16 protein-coding genes are annotated in these 26,288 nt (G+C 63.7%); 12 read left to right on the plus strand and 4 right to left on the minus strand.

Going from position 1 to position 26,288, the window contains the following annotated elements:
- Positions 1 to 28: 28 nt before the first annotated feature.
- The 6 genes from AC0L2L_RS16560 (at position 29) to AC0L2L_RS16585 (ending at position 14,682) form a co-directional block, all read left to right on the plus strand.
- A complete protein-coding gene (locus AC0L2L_RS16560; RefSeq protein WP_473579653.1) occupies positions 29 to 1,957 on the plus strand; it encodes an autotransporter assembly complex protein TamA in 1,929 nt (642 codons plus the stop codon).
- A gap of 2 nt (positions 1,958 to 1,959) precedes the next feature.
- Positions 1,960 to 8,010 (plus strand): translocation/assembly module TamB domain-containing protein, encoded by a 6,051-nt coding sequence (locus AC0L2L_RS16565; RefSeq protein WP_473579654.1) that lies wholly within the window; start codon positions 1,960 to 1,962, stop codon positions 8,008 to 8,010.
- Positions 8,011 to 8,286: 276 nt separating this feature from the next.
- On the plus strand, positions 8,287 to 9,945 hold the full coding sequence (locus AC0L2L_RS16570) for an ABC transporter substrate-binding protein (protein WP_473579655.1): 1,659 nt from the start codon (positions 8,287 to 8,289) through the stop codon (positions 9,943 to 9,945).
- A gap of 149 nt (positions 9,946 to 10,094) precedes the next feature.
- Positions 10,095 to 11,129, plus strand: coding sequence for an ABC transporter permease (locus AC0L2L_RS16575; RefSeq protein ID WP_027167603.1), 1,035 nt, complete (start codon positions 10,095 to 10,097; stop codon positions 11,127 to 11,129).
- A gap of 12 nt (positions 11,130 to 11,141) precedes the next feature.
- Positions 11,142 to 12,299, plus strand: coding sequence for an ABC transporter permease (locus AC0L2L_RS16580; RefSeq protein WP_473579656.1), 1,158 nt, complete (start codon positions 11,142 to 11,144; stop codon positions 12,297 to 12,299).
- A gap of 49 nt (positions 12,300 to 12,348) precedes the next feature.
- Entirely contained in the window at positions 12,349 to 14,682 is a 2,334-nt protein-coding gene (locus AC0L2L_RS16585) for a dipeptide ABC transporter ATP-binding protein (protein WP_473579657.1), read from the plus strand.
- 53 nt (positions 14,683 to 14,735) lie between these two features.
- Here AC0L2L_RS16585 and AC0L2L_RS16590 read toward each other — a convergent pair whose 3' ends face one another.
- Positions 14,736 to 15,326, minus strand: a complete 591-nt coding sequence (locus AC0L2L_RS16590) for a transglycosylase SLT domain-containing protein (protein WP_473579658.1) — start codon at positions 15,324 to 15,326, stop codon at positions 14,736 to 14,738.
- Between the two features lie 211 nt (positions 15,327 to 15,537).
- On the opposite strand from AC0L2L_RS16590, the gene AC0L2L_RS16595 reads away from it, so the two are divergent.
- A complete protein-coding gene (locus AC0L2L_RS16595) occupies positions 15,538 to 17,076 on the plus strand; it encodes a trimethylamine methyltransferase family protein (RefSeq protein ID WP_473579659.1) in 1,539 nt (512 codons plus the stop codon).
- A 63-nt stretch (positions 17,077 to 17,139) separates the two neighbouring features.
- Positions 17,140 to 19,566, plus strand: a complete 2,427-nt coding sequence (locus AC0L2L_RS16600; protein WP_473579660.1) for a GcvT family protein — start codon at positions 17,140 to 17,142, stop codon at positions 19,564 to 19,566.
- Positions 19,567 to 19,672: 106 nt separating this feature from the next.
- Here AC0L2L_RS16600 and AC0L2L_RS16605 read toward each other — a convergent pair whose 3' ends face one another.
- Positions 19,673 to 20,065, minus strand: a complete 393-nt coding sequence (locus tag AC0L2L_RS16605; RefSeq protein ID WP_473579661.1) for a DoxX family protein — start codon at positions 20,063 to 20,065, stop codon at positions 19,673 to 19,675.
- A 197-nt stretch (positions 20,066 to 20,262) separates the two neighbouring features.
- On the opposite strand from AC0L2L_RS16605, the gene AC0L2L_RS16610 reads away from it, so the two are divergent.
- Positions 20,263 to 20,751, plus strand: a complete 489-nt coding sequence (locus AC0L2L_RS16610; protein ID WP_473579672.1) for a hypothetical protein — start codon at positions 20,263 to 20,265, stop codon at positions 20,749 to 20,751.
- 27 nt (positions 20,752 to 20,778) lie between these two features.
- Here AC0L2L_RS16610 and AC0L2L_RS16615 read toward each other — a convergent pair whose 3' ends face one another.
- Both AC0L2L_RS16615 and AC0L2L_RS16620 read right to left on the minus strand, forming a co-directional pair.
- On the minus strand, positions 20,779 to 21,555 hold the full coding sequence (locus AC0L2L_RS16615; protein WP_473579662.1) for a VOC family protein: 777 nt from the start codon (positions 21,553 to 21,555) through the stop codon (positions 20,779 to 20,781).
- Between the two features lie 199 nt (positions 21,556 to 21,754).
- A complete protein-coding gene (locus AC0L2L_RS16620; protein WP_473579663.1) occupies positions 21,755 to 22,381 on the minus strand; it encodes a class I SAM-dependent methyltransferase in 627 nt (208 codons plus the stop codon).
- Positions 22,382 to 22,646: 265 nt separating this feature from the next.
- On the opposite strand from AC0L2L_RS16620, the gene AC0L2L_RS16625 reads away from it, so the two are divergent.
- The 3 genes from AC0L2L_RS16625 (at position 22,647) to preA (ending at position 26,173) form a co-directional block, all read left to right on the plus strand.
- Entirely contained in the window at positions 22,647 to 23,378 is a 732-nt protein-coding gene (locus AC0L2L_RS16625; protein ID WP_473579664.1) for a gamma-glutamylcyclotransferase, read from the plus strand.
- 114 nt (positions 23,379 to 23,492) lie between these two features.
- Entirely contained in the window at positions 23,493 to 24,857 is a 1,365-nt protein-coding gene (locus AC0L2L_RS16630; RefSeq protein WP_473579665.1) for an NAD(P)-dependent oxidoreductase, read from the plus strand.
- A 2-nt stretch (positions 24,858 to 24,859) separates the two neighbouring features.
- On the plus strand, positions 24,860 to 26,173 hold the full coding sequence (gene preA / locus AC0L2L_RS16635) for an NAD-dependent dihydropyrimidine dehydrogenase subunit PreA (protein ID WP_473579666.1): 1,314 nt from the start codon (positions 24,860 to 24,862) through the stop codon (positions 26,171 to 26,173).
- Positions 26,174 to 26,288 lie beyond the last annotated feature (115 nt).

Here is a 26,288-nt window from a genome sequence, read left to right on the forward strand (position 1 = left end):
TTTTAGTTTTGTCGACTAGGTTGTCTTAATGCCGGCGCATGAAACGCAGATGTCGGAAGGGTTCGCGCCAGGGCGCGGGCTTCCGCGCGCCCTGCTTTTCGCGCTCATCTGCTCGACCGTGCTGGCCGGCGGGATACGGCCGGCGGCGGCTTTCGAGATTTTCGGCATCAAGCTTTGGGGCTCGTCCAAGGACGAGGATGCCGATATTGTCGATCCGTTGCGCTATTCGGTGACCATCGATGCGCCGGACGCCGACAAGGATCTGGTCAAGAGGCTCGAAAACGCCTCGTCCCTGAAGAGCGACGAGGACCATCCGGTGTCCGGATCGCTCGGCCTGATGGCCAAGGCGCGCGGCGACCGCGAGCAGCTCGTCGCCGCTCTTTACGCCGATGCCCGCTATGAAGGCGTGGTCACCATCACCATCGACGGCAAGTCGATCGATGAGTTGCCGCCGGATGCCGAGTTCAAGGGTCCTCAGCCTATTCCCGTGGTCGTGAGCGTTGCCGCCGGACCGAAATTCACGCTAGGCAACATCCGGCTGAAGGGCGACGCGGCAGGGTTGGCCAGCGCCGACTTCGGGCTGATCGCCGGCGGCGATGCCGGCTCCGGCGCGGTGCTCAAGGCCGAAGCATTGATCGTGCGGGCGCTGAAGGAAGAGGGCAGGCCGCTTGCAAAGGTCACGGACCGCGAGATCGTCGCCGAGCATGCCAGCTCAACGCTTGACGTCACGCTGACGGTGGCCGCCGGCCCGGTCGCCGGCTATGGCGACACGACGGTCGAGGGCACCGAAAAGGTCGATCGGAACTTCACCGAGTACATGACCGGGCTGAAGCGGGGCCAGCAATACTCGCCGCAGGAGATCGACGACGCCCGCGACCGGTTGCTCGGGCTCGAAGTCTTCAACAGCGTGACTGTCAAGGAGGGCGACAGCCTCGACGCCAACGGCAACATCCCAATCGATGTTCAGGTCAGCGAACGCAAGCCGCGTTATTTCGGCATAGGCGGCACCTTCTCGAACACGGAAGGCCTAGGCCTTGAAGGCTATTGGGGGCACCGCAACCTGTTCGGCCAGGCCGAGAAGCTGCGTATCGACGGCTCCATCAGCGGCATCGGCAGCAACAGCATTTCCGCGCTCAACTACAATGCCGGCGTCATGTTCGAGAAACCGGGCGTGCTCGGGCCGACGTCGAAATTCTTCACCGGCATCAAGACGGTGTTCGAGCATCCTGACGCCTACGACCATTTCTCGGTCAAGGGCGACGTCGGCGTTTCCTACGACCTCGACAAGAAGCAGCGGGTCTCGGCCGAATTCGACCTCGATTATTCGAGGATCACCGACGCCTTCGGCAAGCATACCTATCTGATCGCCAGCGTGCCGCTGCAATATGTCTATGACAGCCGAGACGACAAGCTCAACCCGACCAGAGGGTTCCGCTTCCTCGCCTATGCCGAGCCGAGCTACGACATACTGAATGGCGCGACCTTCCTGAAGCTGAAGGGCGAGGGCTACACCTACCAGTCGCTCGACACGGCAAGCAGGTTCGTGCTCGCCGAGCGCGCAACGCTGGGCTCGATCGTCGGCACCGGGCTGCAGAACGTGCCGGCCGACCGGCGCTTCTATTCCGGCGGCGGCGGCTCGGTGCGCGGCTATTCCTACCAGGGCATCGGCCCGAAGGACATCGACGGCCAGCCGATCGGCGGCCTCTCCTTCTTCGAAACCTCGGTCGAGATGCGCATCGGCGTCACCGACACGATCGGCATCGTGCCGTTCGTCGATGCCGGCACGGTCTCGACCAGATCCTTCCCCGATTTCTCGGATGTGAAGGTCGGCGCCGGCGTCGGCCTGCGTTACATCACGCCGTTCGGTCCGCTGCGCATCGACGCCGCCGTGCCGCTCAACCGCGATCCGGGCGATCCGCATTTCGGCATCTATGCCGGCATCGGCCAGGCGTTCTGACGATGATTTTCTGGCGCATCCTCCGCATCTGCGTCTACGCGCTCCTCCTTTTGCTGGTGGTGGCGGTCGGCGCGCTTGTCGTGCTTACCGGCACAGAGGGCGGCAGGCAAAATCTCGCCGGCCTGATCTCGAAGATGGCCTCGAGCGAGGACCGCAAGGTGACGGTCAGCGGTATCGAAGGCATCTGGTCGGGCGCGCTGAGGGTCGACCATGTGGTGCTGGAAGACCGCGTCGGCCCGTGGATGGTGGCGCGCAAGGTGGCGCTCGACTGGTCGCCGACAGCGCTGCTCTCATGGAATTTCAATGCAGACCGCTTTGCCGCCGGGCGCATCGAACTGGCGCGGCTGCCGCAGCCGAGCCAGCAGCCGTCTCAAGGTGGTTCGACGAGCCTGCCGGTGTCGATCGACGTCAGGGAGATCGACCTGCCGGAGATCGCGCTTGGCCAGGAGCTTGCCGGCAGCGGCATTGCCGAACTCGCCGCCAAGGGCTCGCTCAAGGCAGACCCGTCGCCGCTGGCGATCGAGAGCGTGCTCAACGTCTCCCGCCATGACGGCAAGCAGGGCAATGTCGACGCCAAGATCCATTTCGCGCCCGCCGACAACAAGCTCGACCTCGATCTCAAGGCGTCGGAGCCGGCGGGCGGCATCATCGCCAACCTGCTCAAGCTGCCCGATGCGCCGCCGGTCAACATCGTCGTTTCCGGCACTGGGCCTTTAGCCAACTGGAGCGGCATCGGCACCTTCATGGTCGATGGCCGGATCGTCAGCCAGCTGACCGGCCGGCACCAACTCACCGACAAGGGCCACCGTATCGAGGCCAATGGCGACGGCGAGTTCGAGGAGTTCCTGCCCGAGAAGATAAAGTCGCTGTTTGCCGGCAAGACGAGCTTCGATATCGCCGGAACGGCGACCACAGCAGGTGGGATAGATATCGAGCGGGCCACTATAGACAGTGGTACGGTGCACGGCACCGCAACCGGCAATGTCGATCCGAAGGGCGCCAGCGACCTGGCCGTCGAGCTCTCCGCCAAGGACAAGCCCGTCACAATCGATGTCGGCAACAGCGCGGTTCCGATCCTGGTCGCGGTCGAAAAGGCCACGGTGCGCGCCTTCGGCGACGGCAAGGCGCCGATGGTCGATATCGGCACGTCGCTTACCTCGGTGGCCGTCGGGGGCACGCAGCTCAATAATATTACGGGCGAGATCCATTCCGACGGCTTCGATATCGAGACCCGCAGCGGCCCGGTCAGCATCAAGCTCGCCGCCGCCGGCCTGAAGACCGATGTGGCGACTCTGGCGCCACTGGTGACCGGCAAGCTCGCCGCCGATCTTTCCGGCACGATCAGCCCAGAGACCGTGGCCATCGACAAAGGCACCTTGCGCAGCGATGCGCTCAATGCCGGGCTGACGGCAAATGTGGCGCTTGCCGATCTTTCGATGACGCTGAAGATGAATGCCGACGCCGTCTCGAAGGCATTGCCGCCGCAAATCAGCTCGCTGCTCGGCGAGCGGGTGACGTTTTCGGCAACCGCCACGCGCGATCCGCAGGGCGCGTTCGCCGCCAACTCACTGGAACTCACCTCCGGCTCGCTCAGCGCCAGCGGCACCGCCAGCGCGCAAGGGTCGGATATCCAGGCCGATGTGAAAGGCACGCTGGGCGACGTCTCATCGCTGTCGTCGCTCGCCGGCACGCCGCTTGCCGGCGGGATCAACTTTGCGCTGACCACGAGCGGCCCGCGCTGGGCGCCTGATTTCTCCGTCTCAGCCGACAGCGCCAGCCTGACTGCGGCCGGCCGCACGGTGAAGGACATCAGGCTTTCGGCCAAAGGCAAGGCCGACATCGCCAATCCGTCGGCCGACGTCTCGCTGACCGCCAGCGCCGAGGGCCAGGCGCTCGACATCGCAGCTTCGCTGGTTACCGCCGACGGCAAGCGCTCGATTAGGGGGCTTACCCTCGCGCTTGGCGACAACAAGGTTTCGGGCGATCTCGCGCTCGACGATCAATACCTGCCGCTCGGCACGCTGACGCTTGCCGTGCCTGACATCGGGCCGCTCGCGGCGCTCGCAGATCAGACGGCAACGGGTGATATCAACGGCACCATCGCCTTCGCCAAGGAGGGCGAGGCGCCGACCGTCACGGTCAACGCGGCCAGCACATCGATCGCGCGTGGCGAACTGGCGGCGAAAGCCATCACCGTCAACGCGCTGATCGCCAATTACCTGAAGGGGCCGGCGATTTCGGGCTCGATCAAGGCCGACAGCGTGACCTCCGGCAGCACGGTCATCAGCAGCATCGGCATCGATTTGAAGCGCGACGGCGACTGGACCAATTTTACCGGCGGCGCGACGGCGTCCGGCATTCCGGCAACCGCCGCCGGGCGGGTGAAGATCGCCAACGGCACGACAAGCGTGGAAATCGCTTCCGGCGAGGCGACGGTGCGCGGCATCAAGGCGGCCATCGCCGAGCCCTCCAGCCTTTCCATCGCCAATGGCGTGACCACGGTCGAGAAGCTTGCGCTCAATCTCGGCGGCGGTTCGGCGACGGTTTCCGGCAGCGCCGGGCAAACCCTGGACCTGACGGCCAACCTCGCCAATCTGCCGTTGGCGCTTGCCAATGATTTCGTGCCCGGCCTCGACGGGGCAGGAACGCTGGAGGGCACGGCACACGTCACGGGTCCATCGTCCAACCCCGATGTGCAGTTCAACGCGAAGGTGGCGGGCGCCGAGACCAGCCAGACCCGGCAGGCGGGGCTCGGGCCGCTGGATCTGGACGCTGCCGGCAGCTACACGCTGGCGGGCGGCGTGGCCCTGGACCACGCCACGCTTTCGGGCGACAAGATTTCAGGCAAGGCCGCCGGAACCCTCAACCCTAACGGCGCCAGCGATTTCTCCCTCGATCTTACATCGTCCGGGCCCAGCCTGCCGCTGACGGTCGGCAGCGCCGAGAGCCCGGTCAAGATCGCGGTCCAGTCGTTGTCGGCGAAGATGGCGGGCGAAAGCACGCAAGCGCGGCTCGATGTGTCCGCAATTCTGCCTTCCATTGCCGCCAGCCAGGCGAAGGTGGACGGTCTCACCTTGATGCTGCATTCGGACGCCTTCGACCTCAAGGGGCGGGCAGGTCCGGTTTCCGGCACAGTGACGGTGGACAGGATCGGCCTCGACAATCCCATGCTCGCGCCGCTGATCGCCGGCAAGGTCACGGCCAAGGTCAATGGCCGCCTGACGACAGATGCAGTCGCCGTCAACAGCGGCTCCTTCAGGAGCGATGCGCTCAATAGCCAGGTTGCCGGCCGGATATCGCTGGGCGATGGTGCCGTCGACCTCAATCTCAAGGCCGATGTTGCTTCTTCCGCCTTGCCTGCGGCGGTGCGCGGCATGCTTGGCGAGAGCGCGCAGTTGAGCGCCGCGCTGAAGCGCGATGCCAATGGCAATGTCAATGTGGACGGCCTGAAGCTCAATTCGGGCGCGCTCAGCGCTGACGGGCAGGCGAGCCTTGGCGACGGGAAGCTGGCCGCAGACATCGAGGGTGCGTTGAGCGATGTTTCGCGGCTCTCGAAAGACGCCAAGGGCGCCATCGCCTTTGCCCTGAACGCGCAAGGCCCGGTCACCGCGCCCGACCTGTCGATGACGGTGAGCAGCGACCGTCTTTCGGTGGCGGCGCGGGAGATCACCGGACTGAAGCTGACGGCCACCGGCAAGGCCGATGCCGCCAATCCGGCGGCCAATGTGCAGCTTGCCGGCAACGTCGCGGGGCAGAAGCTGCAAGGCAGCGCGGTGCTCGCCACGACCAATGGCAGCCGCGCGATCAACGGGCTTTTGCTGTCGCTCGGGCCGAACAGGATTTCCGGCGATCTCACGCTGGACGATGCCTTCGTGCCGGTCGGCACCGTTTCGCTCGACCTGCCCGATATCGGGCCGCTGGCCGCGCTGGCGCTGGAAAAGGCCGAGGGCAATGTGCGCGGCGCGATCGCCTTCTCCAAGACCGCCAACGGACCCAATGTCGCGGTCAAGGCGAACACCTCGGCAATCAAGCGCGGCGATCTCTCCGCCAAGAATGTCGCGATCGACGCGCAGGTCGCGAACTACATGGCAGCACCCGTCATCTCCGGCACGGTGCGCGCCGAGAGCGTCACTTCCGGCGGCACCGCCGTCACCGGCATCAATGTCGATCTCAAGCGCGACGGCGACTGGACCGGCTTCTCGGGCGGCGCCACCGTCAAGAACATCCCGGCGAAGGCGGCCGGCCGTGTGAAGGTCGCCAACGGCACGACGACCATCGAACTCGCGTCGGGCCAGGCGACGGTGCAGGGCATCAAGGCCGCGATCGCACAGGCCTCGACAGTGACCATCGCCAACGGGGTGACGACGCTCGACCGGCTGGTGCTCAACCTTGGCGGCGGCACGGCGACGGTGACGGGCAGGGTCGCGCAGGCGCTGGATATCAACGCCAACCTGGCCAGGGTGCCGATCTCGCTTGCCAACAGTTTTTCGCCGGGTCTCGACGCGGCCGGCTCGATCTCGGGCACGGTCAAGGTTACCGGCGCGCCGGCGAGCCCGTCGATCGGCTTCAAGATCGATGCGGCCGGCGTGCAGACCTCGCAGACACGCGGCGCCGGGCTCGGCGGCATGAACGTGTCGTCGTCGGGAACGTTCGCCGGCAACAAGCTCGCTTTCGACGCCAACATCAGCGACGGCGCTGGCCTCGGCCTCAAGGGCGGCGGCTCGGTGACGACGGTAGGCACGCCCACATTGGCGCTGGATTTCAATGGCAAGGTGCCGTTTTCCTTCCTTGCCTCAAAACTGGCCGCGCAAGGCCTGGCGCTTAACGGCACCGCCAACGTCGACGTGCAGGTGCGCGGTCCTGCGTCCGCGCCGGTCATCAGCGGCAAAGTCACCACGTCCGGCGCGCGCCTCATCGACGCGCGTTCCGGGCTCGCGGTCAACGACGTCGCCGCCGACGTTTCGATCGGCGGCGGCGTCGCCAGGATCAACCGGCTGACCGGAACGCTGTCGACGCGCGGCAACCTGTCGGCGAGCGGCACGGTGGGCATCACGCCGGCGCAAGGCTTCCCGGCCGACCTGTCGATCAAGCTTACCGATGGCCGCTATACCGACGGCCGGGTGGTGACCGCCAATCTCGGCGGCGACCTGACCGTCAAGGGACCGCTCGTCTCGGCGCCAATCATCGCCGGCACCGTCAACCTGGCAAGGACGGTCATCACCGTTCCGGACAAACTGCCCGGGTCGCTCTCGGAACTCGACGTCAAACATAAGAATGCGCCTCGCGCCGTGCGGGCGCAGGACAAGGCGTTGCGCCCGCCCACGTCCGGCGGCAGCAGCAATAGCGGCAGCGGGCTTACCCTCGATCTGACGGTGAACGCGCCGAACCAGATATTCATCCAGGGCCGCGGCGTCGATGCCGAACTGGGCGGGTCGCTCAAGCTGACCGGACGGGCATCCTCACCGCAAGCCGTGGGTACGTTCACCTTGCAACGAGGGCGGCTGACGATCCTCTCCAAGCGGTTGACCTTCACCGAAGGCACGGTCGGGTTCCAGGGTTCGCTGGTGCCCTACCTCAACCTGACGGCGACCACGACGACCAGCAGCGCCACCGTCACGATTGTGGTCTCGGGAGAAGCGACCGATCCCAAATTCAACTTCTCCTCGGTGCCGGCGCTGCCCCAGGACGAGGTGCTGGCACAGCTCATCTTCGGTCAATCCATGTCCAAACTTTCACCGCTGCAAATCGCCCAGCTTGCCGATGCGGCCGCGCAATTGGCTGGCGCGGGCGGTTCGACGTCGCTGCTCGACAATCTGCGCAACGCCATCGGTATAGACGATCTCGACGTGACGACGGACGAGAAGGGCGGCACCGCCGTTTCGGCTGGCAAGTACCTCAACGACCGCACCTATGTGACGATCCAGAAGGGCGACAAACCGGGCTCCGGCAAGGCGACGATCGACCTCAACGTCGGTCGCGGCGTGAAGCTGCGCGGCGAGGCCAATGATGCCGGCGAAGCCAAGGGCGGCGTCTTTTACGAACGCGAATATTGAGGGCGCGTCACCCTTCCTCGGCCTGCCGAACGGGCAGTCCGGCGCAGGCACGAGGCCCTTATCTGTATAAAATGTATTGATTTAATCGCCCGCGACGATTTTTTGGGAAATCCGGGTCGCGCTAGCAAATTTGCGCCAAGACTGTCGCTATCACGCGAACCGGGTTGCACTCAAAGATGCACATTCCCTACCATGTTCTTATTCCACACCGTCTTTTGACAACGCGGTCTGGATGCGGAATGGTAAAAGGCGGAAAGCCAACAATGGGAGTAAGTCATGGCAATCTATAAGAGCAATGGTGATCGTGTTCCGGATCACATCTTGAAAATGGCCGAAGAAGCCAAGTCGGGCGGTGTGGACCGCCGCGAATTTCTGGCCTTGGCCAGCGTCTTCGGCGCATCGACGGCAATGGCCTATGGCCTGCTGGGCCTCGCCGCTCCGACCCCGGCCAGGGCAGAGGACGTGCAGGGCAAGAAGGGCGGCGTGATCAAGGTCGCGATGTCTGTCAAGGATCCGAAGGATCCGCGCACCGCCGACTGGTCCGAAATCTCCAATGCCGAACGTCAGGCGCTCGAGCCGCTGGTGAAGTACACGAAGGAATACACCTTCGCGCCGTACCTGCTGGCAAGCTGGGACATCAATGACGACGCCACCGAATACACGCTGCATGTGCGGCCGGGCGTCGAATGGAACAATGGCGACAAGTTCACCGCCGACGACGTGGTCTACAATTTCACCCGCTGGGCGGACAAGGCCGCGGAAGGCAACTCGATGCCCGGCCGCCTCGGCAGCCTCGTCGACGACACGACCAAGAAGCTGCGCGAAGGCTCGGTCGTCAAGGTCGACGACATGACGGTCAAGCTCAAGCTGTCGAAGCCCGATATCGCCATCATCCCGGGCCTGTGCGACTATCCGGCGCTGGTCGTGCACAAGACCTTCGACGAGAAGGGCGCCAACTTCAAGAACTGCCCTATCGGCACCGGTCCGTTCGAGCTCGTGTCCTACGACGTCGGCCAGAAGGTCGTCTACAAGCGCCGCGAAACCGGCAAGTGGTGGCAGGGCGAGGCCTTCCTCGACGGCGTCGAGTTCATCGACTACGGCACCGATCCGGCCGCGACCGTCTCGGCCTTCGAGTCGGGCGAAGTCCAGACCAACCACGAAACCACCGCCGACTACGTCAAGATCATCGCGGATGTCGGCGCTCCGGTTTCGGAAGTCGTGACTGCGGCCACCGTGGTGTCGCGCTTCAACGTCACCCACAAGCCCTATGACGACCAGAAGGTTCGTCAGGCAATGTTGCTTGCCGTCGACAACGCCACCGTGCTGCAGCTCGGCTACGGCAATGCCGGCACGCCGGCGGAAAACCACCATGTGGCGCCGATCCATCCGGAATATGTCAAGCTGCCGGAGATCAAGCGCGACATCGCCAAGGCCAAGCAGATGCTGACGGAAGCCGGCGCGATCGATTTCGAGCACGAGCTGATCAGCAACGACGAGGACTACCACAAGAACACCACGGACGCGATCGCGGCGCAGCTGCGCGAAGCCGGCATCAAGGTGAAGCGCACCGTGCTACCGAGCTCGACCTTCTGGAACGACTGGACGAAGTATCCGTTCTCGGAAACCAACTGGAACATGCGCCCGCTGGGCATCCAGGTCATCGCCATTGCCTATCGCAGCGGCGAAGCGTGGAACGAGACGGGCTATGCCAATCCGGACTTCGACAAGAAGGTGAATGAGGCGCTCGGCATCGCCGATGCGGAGAAGCGCAAGGTGGTGATGAAGGACATCGAGCAGATGCTGCAGGATTCCGGCATCATCATCCAGCCTTACTGGCGCAAGCTCTACATCAACATCAAGCCCGAGGTGAAGAACCACTCGATGCACCCCACCTACGAGCACGACTTCGGCAAGGTCTGGCTCGACCAGGCGTGATCCATGGCGCGATAAATACGAGGGGCGGCAGCCCTTCGTATTTGCAGCTTCGCCGCCGTTGCATATGCTGCAGCGGTGGCGGGGCATCATCAGCTTTTCGCAACAGGGTTGAACCTATCTGACCCCAACCCGGCCGGCAGGGGGTGCGCATGTTCTCATTCATCGCCAGACGCATCGGCACGATACTGCTCACGATGCTGTGCTTGACGCTGGTCGTCTTCTTCCTCGTCAATCTCGAGCCAAATCTAAAGAAACTGGCGATCAGCCAGACCGAGATGCACACGCCCGCCGACCAGCTCGAAAGCTGGCTGGTAAATCATGGCTACAGGCAAAACTTCTTCGTGCGCTACGGCCAGTGGCTTGGCGTGTTTCCGAAGCATCCGATCACCGATCCGGCGACGGGCAAGACGACGCAACGCTTCTCCTTCTGCAACGACCCGGTCGAGTCGACATTCTCCGGCGTTCTGCAGGGCGATTTCGGCTGCTCGACCAAATTCAAGACGACGGTCGCGGCCAAGCTGTTCCCGGCCCTGGGCGCCACCGGATTGCTGATGTTCTGGGTGCTGGCGGTCATGGTGCCGATCTCGCTGCTGATCGGCATTCTCGCAGGCATGCGCGAAGGCTCGCGCACCGATCGCGTGCTGTCCGTGGCCTCGATCGCCTCGACGGCGACGCCTGAATACGTGTCGGGCGTCATCTTCACCGTCATCTTCGCATCATGGCTCGGCTGGCTGAACGGCTCCGCGGCGTCCGCCAGCCAGGGCATCACCTTCTACAATTTCACGCTGCCGGTGATCACGCTGGCGATCTACGGCATCGGCTATATCGCACGCATGACGCGCGCCTCGATGGTGGAGGTGATGACGCAGCAATATATCCGCACCGCACGGCTGAAAGGCCTGTCCTTCAGCAGCGTGGTCATCAAGCATGCGTTGCGCAACGCGCTGATCGCGCCCTTCACCGTCATCATGCTGCAGTTCCCGTGGCTGCTCACCGGCGTCGTGATCGTCGAGGTGATGTTCCGCTACCAGGGTTTTGGCTACACGCTGGTCGAGGCCGCCGGCAACAACGACATCGATCTGCTGCTCGGCTGCTCGCTGGTCTCGGTGTTCATCGTGCTGATCACGCAGCTCATTTCCGACGTCGGCTACGCGTTTCTCAATCCGCGTATCAGGGTTCAGTAGGGGGCAGGGCCGATGCAAACCGAATATATCAGCGCCTTCAACGTCGTTATCGGCGTGCTCTGGCGGTTCTGGCCGGTGTGGGTCGGGCTCATCCTGGTGATGGGCGCCAGCTTTAGCTACAAGAAGCGGCTGGGCCTCTACGGCCAACTTTTCGGCAGCGGCGTCGGCATCGCCGGCGTCTTCATCTGCCTGTTCTGGCTGTTCACAGCGATCTTCGCCTCGACCATCTCGCCCTTCGATCCGCTGGCGCAGGTCTCGGTGATGAAGGACACGCTGCCCGGCGCAATCGAACCGGCGTCGAAGCTCGTCTACTATTTCGGCGGCGACAAGCTTGCCCGCGACGTGTTCTCGCGCATGGTCTATGGCAGCCAGATCGTGCTGATCATCGCGCCGGCCGCCACCGGCTTCGCGCTGATGGTCGGCATCACGCTCGGCCTGCCGGCCGGTTACTATGGCGGCAAGATCGACACGCTGCTGTCGTTCCTCGCCAACCTGGTGCTGGCCTTCCCTGTTATCCTTTTGTTCTACCTGCTGGTGACGCCGGGAATCATGGACACGCCGATCCCCTACGGGATGGCGGGCTTGTTCTTCCTGTTCCCGATTATCTTCTTCAGCGTCCTGTTCTGGACCCGATACAAGAACCGGCCGGACCGGCTCTATATCCTGCTCGGCATCACGCTGGTCGTCGGCGGCTGGATCTATACCGGCCTGGTCTTCGACAAGGATCCGCTCAAGATCGTCCACATCGATCCCAACCAGCTCAACATCTTCGTGGCGGTGGTGTTCGCTTCCAGCCCCGGCGTGTTCCGCATCGTGCGCGGGCTGACCATGGACATCAAGACGCGCGATTACGTGGCGGCGGCGCAGACGCGCGGTGAATCGCCCTGGTACATCATGCTGTGGGAGATCCTGCCCAATGCGCGTGGTCCGCTGATCGTCGATGCCTGCCTGCGCATCGGCTACACGACGATCCTGCTCGGAACGCTCGGCTATTTCGGCCTGGGCCTCGCGCCGGAAAGCCCCGACTGGGGCACCGCGATCAAGGACGCCAGCCGCCTGCTGCGTTCCTTCATCCACCCGGCGCTGCCGCCGACGATCGCGCTGATGTCGTTCGTGCTGGGGCTGAATCTTTTGGCGGACTCGCTGCGCGAACAGTCGATGAAGGATTGATGGCAAGGCCTTTGGCCCTAATTGCCGATACCAAGGATTGGAGCGACCCATGAACGAGGCAGTTCGAGATCCAGCCAAATCGACCGGTCAGCCGATCATCGAGATCGAGAACCTCTCGATCTCCTTCTTCACGCGCAAGGGCGAAATCCCCGCCGTAATGGATTTTTCCTGCACGGTGATGCCGGGCGAAGCGATGGGCATCGTCGGCGAGTCCGGTTGCGGCAAGTCGACCGTGTCGCTCGGCATCATGCGCGACCTCTCCAACATCGGGAAGATCGTCGGCGGGCGGATAAAATTCCAGGGCAAGGACATGGGCGAGCTCTCCGAGGAGGAGTTGCGCGCCATCCGCGGCAACAAGATCGCGATGATCTACCAGGAGCCGATGGCGAGCCTAAATCCGGCGATGAAGATCGGCCAGCAATTGATGGAGGTGCCGCTGATCCACGACAAGGTGTCGAAGGAAGAGGCGCACGCCAGAGCGCTCGAGATGGTGCGGGCGGTGAAGCTGCCCGATCCGGAGCGCATGATGCGTTCCTATCCGCACCAGCTGTCGGGCGGCCAGCAGCAGCGCATCGTCATCGCCATGGCGCTGCTATCCAAGCCGGCGCTGCTCTTGCTCGACGAGCCGACCACGGCGCTCGACGTCACCGTCGAGGCCGGCATCGTCGAGCTGGTCAAGGGACTGGGCGAGAAGTTCGGCACCTCGATGATCTTCGTCTCGCACAATCTCGGCCTCATCCTCGAGACCTGCGACCGCATCACGGTGATGTATTCGGGCGAAGCCGTCGAGACCGGCAAGATCGCGGACGTGTTCGACCGGATGCGTCATCCCTATACGCAAGGGCTGTTCCGCTCGATCCCGCTGCCCGGCGCCGACAAGAACTCGCGGCCGCTGATCTCGATCCCCGGCCAGCTGCCGCTGCCGCATGAGCGGCCGAAGGGCTGCAATTTCGGGCCGCGCTGCCACCATTTCGTCGAGGGGGTCTGCAACGCCGCGGAAATCCCGATGATCCCGGTCGACGGCCATGAGGGACATTTCTCGCGCTGCGTGCGTTTCAACGAGATCGACTGGGAGGCGCTGCCGCCCGGCGCCAAGAAGGTCAATGAAAAGGTCGAGCCCGGCGCGCCGGTGCTCAAGATCGAGGACCTCAGAAAATACTACAAGGTCGGTGGCAGCGAGGTGTTCGGTTCCAGCGAGGGCCGCGTCGTCAAGGCCAATGAGACGATCTCGTTCATGGCGCGCGAATCCGAGACTGTCGCCATCGTCGGTGAATCCGGTTGCGGAAAGTCGACGTTGGCCAAGGTATTGCTCGGTCTGGAAACGGCAAGTTCCGGCAGTGTGACGCTCGGCAACAAGGAAATCCAGTCGACCGGGATCGAGAAGCGCAGCGTTGAGACGGTGTCGTCGATCCAGATGGTGTTCCAGAACCCGTTCGACACGCTCAATCCCAGCCATACGGTCGGTTCGCAGATCATCCGCACGCTGGAGAAATTCCATGTCGGCAAGAATGTCGCCGAGCGGCGCAAGCGCATGCTGGAGCTGCTCGACCTGGTGAAGCTGCCGCGGGCTTTCGAGACCCGCAAGCCGCGCCAGCTCTCGGGCGGCCAAAAACAGCGCATCGGCGTGGCGCGAGCCTTCGCCGGCGACGCCAAGGTGGTGGTGGCCGACGAACCGGTCTCGGCACTCGACGTCTCGGTGCAGGCGGCGGTGACCGAGCTGTTGATGGACATCCAGCGCAAGAACAAGACGACGATGCTGTTCATCAGCCACGACCTGTCGGTGGTGCGCTACATCGCCGACCGCGTCGTCGTCATGTATCTCGGCTATATCGTCGAGCAGGGCACGACCGACCAGATATTCTCGCCGCCCTACCATCCCTATACCGAGGCACTGCTCTCTGCGATCCCGATCGCCGACACCAGCGTGGTCAAGAAGCACATCGTGCTCGAAGGCGACATCCCGTCGGCGATGAACCCGCCGACCGGCTGTCCGTTCCAGACGCGCTGCGGCTACAAGAAGCTGGTGCCGGACAATCTGTGCGAGACGAAAGTGCCGCCGGTGAAGAATCTCGGCGACGGCCATATGAGCCTGTGCTGGCTCTCGGACGAGGTGCTGGCAACGATGGAGCCGGTGATCAAGTTCGACAAGGAACACGCGGCGCATGAAGGCGTGCCGGACGACGCGCCGCATGGCGAAGGCCCGGGATTTACGGGTTCACCGCCGAAGCGTCCGAGGGGCAAGAAGGCCAGCGCGGAAGCCGACGCGGCCGGAAAGCCTGGCGAGGATGCGGACGCCGTCTTGCGAGCCCGCCGCCACGAAGTCCGCGACGAGATTTCCGAAACCGGCGTTCCGAAGCCGAAAGACACGACAAGGCGGCATTAAAGCGGGTCGCGATCTTTCAGCTTCGCTCCATGCGCTTCAGGCCAGGCGAAGCGTCAGCTGCCGCATTGCCGCATCTGCGCGGCGTAATCGCGGGCCATCTGGTCGGTGGCGCGCGCGTAGCTTTGAACGCCGGCGTCGCCGCGATTGCCGCGGCCATAGGCGGTCCAGCCAAGATAGTAGGCCAGATAGAGATTGTAGGTGTCGTTGCGGGCGACACCGAACGTATCGGCGGTCTTGGAGTGGTACCAGCCGACGAAATCGATGGCGTCGGCAAAACGGGTGCGGCGCGCCGTCCAATTGCCGGTCTCGCTTTGGTACTGCGACCATGTGCCATCGAGCGCCTGCGAGTAGCCGGTGGCGCTCGAGACATGCGTCCACGGGATGAAGCCGAGCAGCTTGGTGCGCGGCGGGCGGGCGTTGCTCTTGAAGCCGGATTCCTTGCGCACGGTGGCCATCAGCACGGGAACGGGAATGCCGTATTTCTGCTCGGTCCGCTCGGCGGCGGACTGCCAATTGTCGAACCAGCCGTCATTCTGGTCGAAGACGGCGCAGACATTGTTGATGTGGCTGGGCGCCGTCGCGCAGGCGGAAAGCGCCAGCAGCACAGAGACAGATACAATTTTACTAAAACTCGACCTACGCATTGGAAGACGAATAGGCCGAAATCATAAAGGGAGTCTTGCGCGGTTCCTTAACGCCGACGCGCAAGGCGTGAAAAACCGAGTATCGATATTACGACCTTTGAAGTCGTCATCCTGTTCATCGATTTTGAAAAATGCCGCCTTGGCTAAAATCACGCCGGCAAACGGCGAATTCCTGACAGCTCGCGTGCGACGCCGGCGCTCTGATGGGCGCATGAGCGAACCAAGACGCAAGCGCGGCGCCGAGCGCACCAGCAACCGGGGACCTGCCGCCATTCCGCAACTGCCGCCGCGGCGGGTGGAGAATCCCTATCCGCCGATGGCGCTGCTGTCGTCCGACCAGATCGAGGCCATCCACCAGGCATCGATGCATATACTGGAGAATTTCGGCATCGAGGTGATGAGCCCGCTGGCGCTCTCGCTGTTCGAGCGCGCCGGCGCCAAGGTCGACCACGGCTCGATGAATGTGCGCGTCGATCGCGGCATGGTCGCGGAGGCGCTGAAGTCGACGCGTTCTGCCTATACGCTGACACCTCGAAACCACGATCATGCGATCCATCTTGGCGGCAACATAATCAACTTCACGCTCGTTGCCGGGCCGCCCAATGTGCACGACATGGAACGCGGCCGCCGCGCCGGCAACCTCGCGGACTACTCGGATCTCGTCCGGCTGGCGCAGCATTTCAACTGCATCCATATGCTCGGCAACCAGGTCTGCGCCCCGGTCGAGCTGCCGGCGAACACAAGGCATATGGACACCTATTTCGCCAACCTGACGCTGACCGACAAATGCTTCCACGTTTCGGCGATCGGCCGGGGCAGGGCACTCGACGGCATCGAGATGATGGCGATCTCGCGCGGGCTTACGCTGGAGCAAATGCGCGATGATCCCGGCGTCACCACCATCATCTCGGTCAACTCGCCGCGCCGTTTCGACGAGATGATGGCGGAAGGGCTGATGACGATGGCCGAATTCGGCCAGTCGGTGGCGGTGACGCCATTCACGCTGATGGGGGCGATGAGCCCGGTGACGCTGGCCGGCGCGCTGGCGCAGCAGAACGCCGAGGCGCTGTTCGGCGTCGTGCTGACGCAGCTGGTGCGTCCGGGCGCACCGGTGATGTATGGCGCCTTCACCTCCAATGTCGACATGAAGTCGGGCGCGCCGGCCTTCGGCACGCCGGAAAACACCAAGGCCAACATCGCCTCCGGACAGTTGGCTCGGCGCTATAATTTGCCGTACCGCACGACACCGGGTTCGGCATCCAATGCCGCCGACGCGCAGGGCGCCTACGAGACCCTAATGGCTTTGTGGGGCGCGGTGCTCGGCCACGGCAATCTCGTCTACCACGCCGCCGGCTGGCAGGAGGGCGGGCTGACGGCCTCGTTCGAAAAGCTCATCATCGATGTCGAGATGATCCAGCACATGATGGAATTCCTGCGGCCGATCGTCGTCAATGAGGCGGAGCTTGCGGTGGAGGCGCTGGGCGCGGTGCCGACAGGCGGCCATTTCTTCGGTGAGCCGCATACGCTGGAGCGCTACGCCACTGCCTTCTACCAGCCCATGCTTTCCAACTGGCAAAATTACGAGGCTTGGCAGGAGGCTGGCGGGTTGGACACGACGGCGCGCGCGACGCGGTTGTGGAAGAAGGCACTGGAAGAATATGTCCAGCCGGCGATGGATCCCGCCGTGCGCGAAGCGCTCGAAGCCTATATGGCACGCCGCAAGGAAGCGATCGGGCAGGGCGAGCCGTGAGGGAACAGCTTCCCAATCCGATTCATTTCATCTTCTCAACTCACTGAACTAACGAGAAAAGCCATGAAGTCGCATGCAAAGGTCGTGGTCATCGGCGGTGGTGTCGTCGGATGCTCGGTGCTGTTCCATCTGGCCCGCCATGGCTGGACCGACGTGGTGCTTCTGGAGCGCGACGAGCTGACATCGGGTTCGACCTGGCATGCGGCCGGCGGCATGCACACCATCAATGGCGATCCAAACGTCGCCAAGCTGCAGAAATACACGATCTCGCTCTACAAGGAGATCGAGGAGCTTTCTGGACAGGCGACCGGCGTGCACCTTACCGGCGGCGTGCTTCTGGCGGCGACCGAGGCGCGGCTCGACTGGCTGCGCGGCATGGTATCGAAGGGCCGCTATCTCGGCATCGACCTCGAGGTGATCTCGGCCAAGGAAGCGGCGGAATTGATGCCGCTCATCGATCCCAGCCAGTTCGTCGGCGCGGTGCGCAACAAGGAGGACGGCCACCTCGATCCGTCCGGCGTGACGCACGCCTATGCCAAGGCCGCGCGGAAACTCGGCGCGGAAGTCGAGCGCTTCACCAAGGTCGAGGACATCGTGCGCCGTCCGGACGGCTTGTGGCGCGTCATCACCAACAAGGGCGATATCATCGCCGAGCATGTCGTCAATGCCGGTGGGCTGTGGGCGCGCGAGGTCGGCCGCATGGTCGGGCTGGAACTGCCGGTGCTGGCCATGGAGCACATGTACCTGATCACCGAGGACATGCCGGAGGTCGCCGACTGGAACAAGAAGACCGGCACTGAGATCATCCACGCGGTCGATTTCGACGGCGAGCTCTATCTGCGCCAGGAGCGAGGTGGCATGCTGATGGGCACTTACGAGAAGGCCAACAAGGTCTGGTCCGAATTCTCCACACCCTGGAATTTCGGCCACGAACTGCTGGAACCGGACATCGACCGCATCGCGCCGTCGCTGGAGGTCGGCTTCCGCCACTTCCCCGCCTTCCAGAAGACCGGCATCAAGCAGATCATCAACGGCCCCTTCACCTTCGCGCCGGACGGCAATCCGCTGGTCGGTCCGGTGCGCGGCCTGCCGGGCTTCTGGGTCGCCTGCGGCGTCATGGCCGGCTTCAGCCAGGGTGGTGGCGTCGGGCTGGCGCTCTCCAACTGGATGATCGAAGGCGACCCGGGCGCCGACATCTGGGCGATGGACGTGGCGCGCTACGGCGACTGGGCGACGATGGCCTACACCAACGCCAAGGTGCGCGAGAACTATTCGCGGCGCTTCTCGATCCGCTTCCCCAACGAGGAACTGCTGGCCGGGCGCCCGCTCAAGACGACGCCGGTCTACGACACGCTGTCAGCCAGGGGCGCGCAGTGGGGCGTATCCTACGGGTTGGAAGTGCCGCTCTGGTATGCGCCGGACGGCATCAAGGATGAGTTCTCCTGGCGGCGTTCGACCGATTTCGACCATGTCGGCAAGGAAGTCGCGACGGTGCGCAACGGCGTCGGCCTGTCGGAGATTTCGAACTTCGCCAAATACAAGGTGGCAGGCGAGGGCGCGGCCGCCTGGCTCGATCGCATGCTCGCCTGCAAGCTGCCCAAGCGCGGCCGCATGGCGCTGACGCCGATGCTGAAGGACGACGGCAAGCTGATCGGCGATTTCACGCTTGCCAATATCGACGACGATGAGTGGTTCATTGCTGGCTCCGGCATTGCCGAGCAGTATCATATGCGCTGGTTCGAGGCGCATCTGCCCAAGGACGGTTCGGCGCATATCGAGGCGCTTGGTCAGAAGCTCACCGGCCTTGCCATTGCCGGGCCGAAAGCCAGGGACGTGCTCGCCAAGGTCACCCGGACCGACGTTTCCAATACGGCGTTCCCGTTCATGGCGGTGGCCCGGATGGATATCGGCATGGCGCCATGCCTGCTCGGCCGCGTCAGCTACACCGGCGACCTCGGCTACGAAATCTGGGTGGCGCCGGAATATCAGCGCGCCGCCTATCAGGCGCTGATCGCGGCGGGTGAGGAATTCGGCATCGGCCTGTTCGGCTCGCGCGCGCTCAACGCGCTGAGGCTGGAGAAAAACTACGGCTCATGGGCCCGCGAATACCGGCCGATCTATGGGCCGCTGGAGGCCGGGCTCGACCGCTTCGTCGCCTACGGCAAGGAGGCGGACTTCATCGGCAAGCAAGCAGCGCTGGCCGAGCGCAGGGAGGGCGGCAGGCTTCGGCTGCGCAGCTTCATTGTCGATGCCACCGATGCCGATGTGATCGGCGACGAGGCGATCTGGCACGACGGGGCCGTTCGCGGCTGGGTGACCTCGGGCGGCTACGCACACAATTCGACGAAGTCGGTCGCGATGGGCTATGTGCCGAAGGAAATTGCCGACAGGCCGGACGGTTTCGAGATCGAGATCCTCGGCAAGCGCCATGCGGCGCGCATCCAGGCGGCGCCGCTGTTCGATGCCAATTTCGAGCGGCTGCGTGCCTGAAGCGCTGCGGCTTCGCCGATGCGCTTCAGATTCTTGATTTGTGCATGTCGTTATCCCAAAACCGCTGAGCACTTTTCGGCGACATGCACTGGTTGCGCATCCTTTGTCAGGCGCTGCGGCGGTTGTCCAGCGCGAAGGCGCCGGAGCCGGCGAAGACCAGATAGAGGAAGATGAAGCAGAAGGAGATCGCCAAGTCGCCGCCATTGTTGACCGGGAAGAAGTCGCGCGGGAAGTGCGCCATGAAATAGGCGATGGCCATTTCTCCGGCTAGGAGGAAGGCAATCGGGCGGGTGAAAAGGCCAAGCGCCAGCAGGATGCCGCCGGCGAATTCGAGAATGCCGGCAGCCGTCGTCAGCCCGGTGAGGGCGTGCGGTTCTGCGCTGACCGGGAAATTGAACAGCTTCTGTGAGCCGTGTTCGATGAACTGCAAGGCGGTCATGATGCGCAATACACCCAGCGCCTGCGGCCGGTACTGAGCAAGGCCTTCGAAAAGCTTCATCTAAAACTCCATTTTACCCCGGTCGGGGATAAATTGTCCTCCGGCAATCGACCACTCACTTCCCATGGGCCTGCCATCAACAATCGGTGAGCGGAAATGGTTTCAATCCCCATATTTTATTCACGCCATGGTTGCATATTTATCCTTATGGTTGTATCGATATTGGAGGTAGTCAAACCATACGGGTCCGCTTTGCCATGAAAAAAGTCGTCATCAGCCTATTCGCAATCCTTGCAGGCACCAGCTTCGCCGCGGCCACGGACGCCGGCTGTGATGCCTTCAAATGGCCGGTTGCGCGCGAGCAGGCCTTGTTCCCGGCGGCCGCCGCTGCGCAGTCCGGCGCCGCCCTCACCATCGGACAAGCGGTGGATTTCTCGCTCGCGGCGGTCGACACGATCAGCTTCGAAGTGCCGCCGCAACGTGCACCGGCAGCCGGCACGTTCGGCGCGACGGCCAACGTGACCGTGCCGCCTGAAGGCGAGCTCCAGTTCAGCCTGTCCGACGAGGCCTGGATCGATATCGTCCAGGATGGTCATGCGGTGAAATCAGCGGCTTTCAGCGGCGTGAAGACCTGCCCGGGCATCCGCAAGAGCTTGCGCTTCAAGCTGTCCGCCGGTCCGGCCACCGTGCAGCTCAGCGGCGCGAAGAAGCCCGATCTGAAAGTGGCGGTGCTGACGCCGGAGTGATCCGGCGCCAGCCGATCGAGTAACGTGCTACCGCACCGGGGCGAGCAATGCGAAATGCGCGCCTTGCGGATCCTGGCACTGGATGATCCACTGGCCGCTCGGCACGTCCATCGGTCCCATCAGCACCTTGCCGCCATTGTCGGTGACACGCTTGGCGGCGGCGTCGATGGCATCGACGTTGAAATAGAACTGCCAGACGGGAACGGGGATCTGTGGCGGCTTGTTCATGATGCCGCCGCCGGATTCGGGGCCGGCGCCGAAAGTCTGATATGTACCCATCTCGCCCATGTCGAACTGGCCGGCGCTCTGCCAGCCGAACTGGCTTGAATAGAAGTCGAATGCCGCCTTCCAGTCCGAGGTGTAAAGCTCATGCCAGCCGACATGGCCGAGCGTGGTCGCCGGCACCGGCGGCTGCTCAGGCTGGTTGGGCTGCAGGAACATGAAGGTCGCGCCTTGAGGATCGGCAACGACGGCGAAGCGGCCAACGCCCGGAATGTCGTCCGGCGCGCGATGGACCGCCCCGCCTGCTTGCTTGAGCGCTTCCGTCGAGGCATCGACATCCTTGGTGTAGATATAGCCGACCCATGCCGGCGGCATGCCCATCTTGGCGGCGTCTTCCGGCAAGGTCATCAGGCCGCCGACGCCGCGCACGGCGGAATTCACGACGATGTATCGGGGCATGCCAGGCGCCTTGTCGAAGGGCTCGGCCTTCCAGCCGACAACGGCGGTGTAGAAGGCCTCGGCGGCGTCGAGGTCTGTGGTCATCAGTTCGTACCAGAAGAAGGGTGCTGGGGCATTCGGCATGGTCGGTCTCCTCACCGGTTCAGGCAGCGATCGCGGTTCGATCCATCTTAGGACGATGCCGGCGACAGAAATCCGACATCTGGGTAATCTCTCAGTTCGATTTCGGCTCTCGACACCAACCGGAAGTTCGAGCTGACCCGTTTGGTGCCACATGCGGACGTGATGCGCCGCCTCCATCCGGCCCAGAACTCTGTGCGCGTCATGCCCGACTCGCCCGAATGCTCAGCCACCAATCATCGGGCCTTCCCATGCACCGACGTATCTCGCTGACGACCCAGCCGGCGTCCGTGAGTGCGGACCGCAGGGCAGGCTCGCGCCAGTACGTCTCGACATAGCGCCGAGGCGCGGCATCGTCGCCATGTGTGGATACATCCTCGCCATCGCCATCTCTAACCGAGGCGTGCAGTCGGCCACCGGTCCGGGTCGCCTGGGCAAGCCGTCCAAGCACCGTGCCGAAATCCTCGCGCGCGACGTGAATCAGGCAGGCGCAGGCCCAGACCCCGTCATATGGCGTGCCAGGGCGCTGCGGGTCGTCCAGGTCTTCGGTCAGTGGGTCCAACAGGTCGGCCTCGAAGCCACTCTCGCGAAGCAGTTCGACAAAACACTTCGAAATGTCGGTGCGCCGGACGCTAATCCCCCGCTTCTCAAGCTCAAATGCGTCTCGCCCGCCAGCGCTTCCGATCTCCAGCACCCTGCCCGAGCCGCCCAGCCCGGCCACGAACGCATCGATCTCCGTCGCGACCCATTCGGGCATCGCCGCGGCCTCGGCGGCGTACTCCGCCGCGACCGCATCATAGGACCGCACGGTGTCCCGGTCGGTGCTCATCCCAGCGCTCCTCCCTCAAGAGAAGAGGCCCCGACAAGACAAGAGGCCCCGATGAGCGACAGGCCCATCAGCCCGTTGCGCCCTTCGCACTTTCGGCAGTTGGTGACATCGTGGACGATTTGCTTTCCAGCCATAGCAGAAATTCGATTTGAGACACTACCGACATCTGGGCTCGAATTCGCTCACGGCAAGCCGTTGGGGCCGCGATCTTGCGTGTTCCGCGGTTTTCGACTTTGCTGTTGTCAAAGAGGGGCTTGCGTTTTCCATGCGTCGAATGTCGCTCACGCCTGAGCTTGTGGCCCTGTGCCATCGGGAGGAGGTCGATCCTGGTCCCAGCGGGCAGTGGACGCAGTTGACCGACGAGAACTACGGAACGCTTGCCTCGCGCCTTTCCGGCGAAGCCGACAAGGGGCCGCTCTGGGTGTTCGCCTATGGCTCGCTGATCTGGAAGCCGGCCTTCGAATCCGTCGAGCAGCAGCGCGCCTCGGCCCATGGCTGGCATCGCTCCTTCTGCCTCGACATCGTCCGCTGGAGGGGCAGCGCCGCGCAGCCGGGGCTGATGATGGCGCTGGAACGCGGCGGGCGATGCGATGGCGTCGTCTACCGTCTCCCGGATGGCGAAAAGCCGGCACAGATCGAAAGGCTGCTGCGACGTGAGGTCGACGACCACGAGAGCATCAGTTCGGTGCGATGGGTTCCGGTGCGCACGGCGCAAGGCCGGCTGCGGGCACTGGGATTCTGGGTCGGCATGACCGGCAAGGGCACTTCGCTCGGGCAGCCGTTGGAAAAGGTGGCATCGGTGCTGGCACGCGCCTGCGGCCATGTCGGTTCCGGTGCGGAGTATCTCTACAACACCGTCAGCCACCTCGAGGCATTCGGCATCCATGACCGCAATCTGTGGCGCCTGCAGGATCTCGTCGCGGGCGAGATACGGTCGATCCATGGCAACGGGATCAAAGGCAGCGAGCCGTCAGTTGTGGAAGCTGCTTTAACATGAGTATACTTGTCATGTTTTTATGCAGGCATTACAGTGACTTGGCCGAAAATTGACCAATTGATAAAAAAATAAAACGTGCTAGCCTTTCCCAAAACGACAACAAGGGGAATTGGAATGGCGACTGGTCATTTCATCGAAGGCATTGCCGGCGGCCGGTTGTCTTCCGAGCAATATGCCGACAATTTTTCCGACCTGCACCCGCCGCTCGACCACCACGAGGCGCTGGTCGAATCCGACCGCTGCTATTTCTGCTACGACGCGCCGTGCATGAACGCGTGTCCGACGTCGATCGACATCCCGCTGTTCATCCGGCAGATCGCCACCGGCAATCCGCTGGGTTCGGCCAAGACGATCTTCGACCAGAACATCCTCGGCGGCATGTGCGCGCGCGTCTGCCCGACCGAGACGCTATGCGAAGAGGTCTGCGTGCGCGAAGTAGCCGAAGGCAAGCCGGTGCAGATCGGCCGCCTGCAGCGCTACGCCACCGATGTCGCCATGAGCCAGGACAAGCAGTTCTACAAGCGTGCCGAACCGACCGGGAAGAGCATCGCCGTGGTCGGCGCCGGGCCGGCCGGGCTGGCGGCGGCGCATCGACTTGCCCGCCATGGCCATGACGTGACGATCCTGGAGGCGCGGCCGAAGGCCGGCGGCCTCAACGAATACGGCATCGCCGCCTATAAGAGCGTCGATGATTTCGCCCAGGCCGAGGTCGACTATGTCACCGCGATCGGTGGCATCGACATCCAGAACGGCAAGGCGCTCGGCCGCGACTTCCAGCTTTCCGACCTGATGCGCAACTACGACGCGGTGTTCCTCGGCATGGGGCTTGGCGGCGTCAACGCGCTGCGCGCCGAAGGCGAGGATGCCGATGGCGTTGCCAATGCGGTGGAATTCATCGCGGAACTGCGGCAAGCGAGCGATCTTTCCGGCCTGCCGGTGGGCCGGCGCGTCGTCGTCATCGGCGGCGGCATGACGGCGATCGATGCCGCGGTGCAGTCCAAGCTGCTCGGTGCCGAAGAGGTGACGGTCTGCTACCGGCGCGGCCAGGAGCATATGAACGCCTCCGGTTTCGAGCAGGATCTGGCCGCCGCCAACGGCGTCACCATCCGCCACTGGCTGCAGCCGAAGCGCGTGATAGCCGAGAACGGCAAGGTGTCGGCGATCGAGCTCGAATACACCGCGATCGATGGCGACAGGCTCACCGTCACTGGCGAAACGCTGCGGCTCAACGCCGACCACGTATTCAAGGCGATCGGCCAGAGCTTCGTGCCGGCGCATCTCAACGGCAGCGGCGAGGCTATCGATCTCGAAGGCGGCCGCATCAAGGTCGATGCCGAAGGCCGCACTTCGCTGGCCAAGGTCTGGGCCGGCGGCGATTGCATCTTCGGCGGCGACGACCTGACGGTCTCCGCCGTGGCGCAAGGGCGCGACGCCGCCGAGAGCATCCACCGGGCACTGACCTCTAACGGGAGGGCATGAGCATGGCAGACATCCGCAACAATTTCGTCGGCATCAAGTCGCCCAACCCATTCTGGCTGGCCTCGGCGCCGCCAACCGACAAGGCCTACAATGTCGAGCGCGCCTTCAAGGCGGGCTGGGGCGGCGTGGTGTGGAAGACGCTGGGCGAAGAGGGCCCGCCGGTCGTCAATGTCAACGGCCCGCGCTATGGCGCGATCTGGGGCGCCGACCGTCGCCTGCTCGGCCTCAACAACATCGAACTGATCACGGATCGCGACCTGCAGGTCAATCTGCGCGAGATCAAGCAGGTCAAGAAGGACTGGCCCGACCGCGCCATCGTCGTTTCGCTGATGGTGCCCTGCGTCGAGGAAAGCTGGAAGGCGATCCTGCCGGTGGTCGAGGAGACGGAAGCCGACGGCATCGAGCTCAATTTCGGCTGCCCGCATGGCATGTCGGAACGCGGCATGGGTGCCGCCGTCGGCCAGGTGCCGGAATATATCGAGATGGTGGTGCGCTGGTGCAAGGCCAACACCCGCATGCCTGTCATCACCAAGCTGACGCCCAACATCACCGATGTGCGCAAGCCGGCACGTGCGGCCCTCGCCGGCGGCACCGACGCGGTGTCGCTGATCAACACCATCAACTCGATCACCGGCGTCAACCTGGACAACTTCGCACCGGAGCCGACCATCGACGGCAAGGGTTCGCATGGCGGCTATTGCGGCCCGGCGGTGAAGCCGATCGCCATGAACATGGTGGCCGAGATCGCGCGCGATCCGGAAACGCAGGGCCTGCCGATCTCAGGCATCGGCGGCATCACCACCTGGCGGGACGCGGCCGAATTCATGGCGCTCGGCGCCGGCAATGTGCAGGTCTGCACGGCGGCGATGACTTACGGTTTCAAGATCGTGCAGGAGATGATCGCCGGGCTGGAAAACTGGATGGACAAGAAGGGCCATGCCTCGCTCTCCGACATCATCGGCCGCGCCACGCCCAACGTCACCGACTGGCAGTATCTCAACCTCAATTATGTCGCCAAGGCGCATATCGACCAGGATGCCTGCATAAAATGCGGCCGCTGCCACATCGCCTGCGAGGACACCTCGCACCAGGCGATCACCAGCATGGTAGACGGCGCCAGGCATTTCGAGGTGATCGAGGCCGAATGCGTCGGCTGCAATCTCTGCGTCAATGTCTGCCCGGTTGAGGGCTGCATCACTATGGAGCCGCTGGCTGCCGGCGCGACGGACCAGCGCACCGGCAAGCCGGTATCGCCGATCTACGCCAACTGGACGACGCATCCGAACAATCCGATGGCCAAGGTCGCTGCGGAGTAGGGTTTCGCCACAAGAAGAGTGCCGAGGGCGCAGCAGCTTGTCCAGCCGATAGATGGGTAACACTTTGAACCGGATACATAGGTAACAGTTTTCCCCCTTATGATGGGTTCGCCGC

The organism is Mesorhizobium sp. WSM4832, from assembly GCF_055811115.1.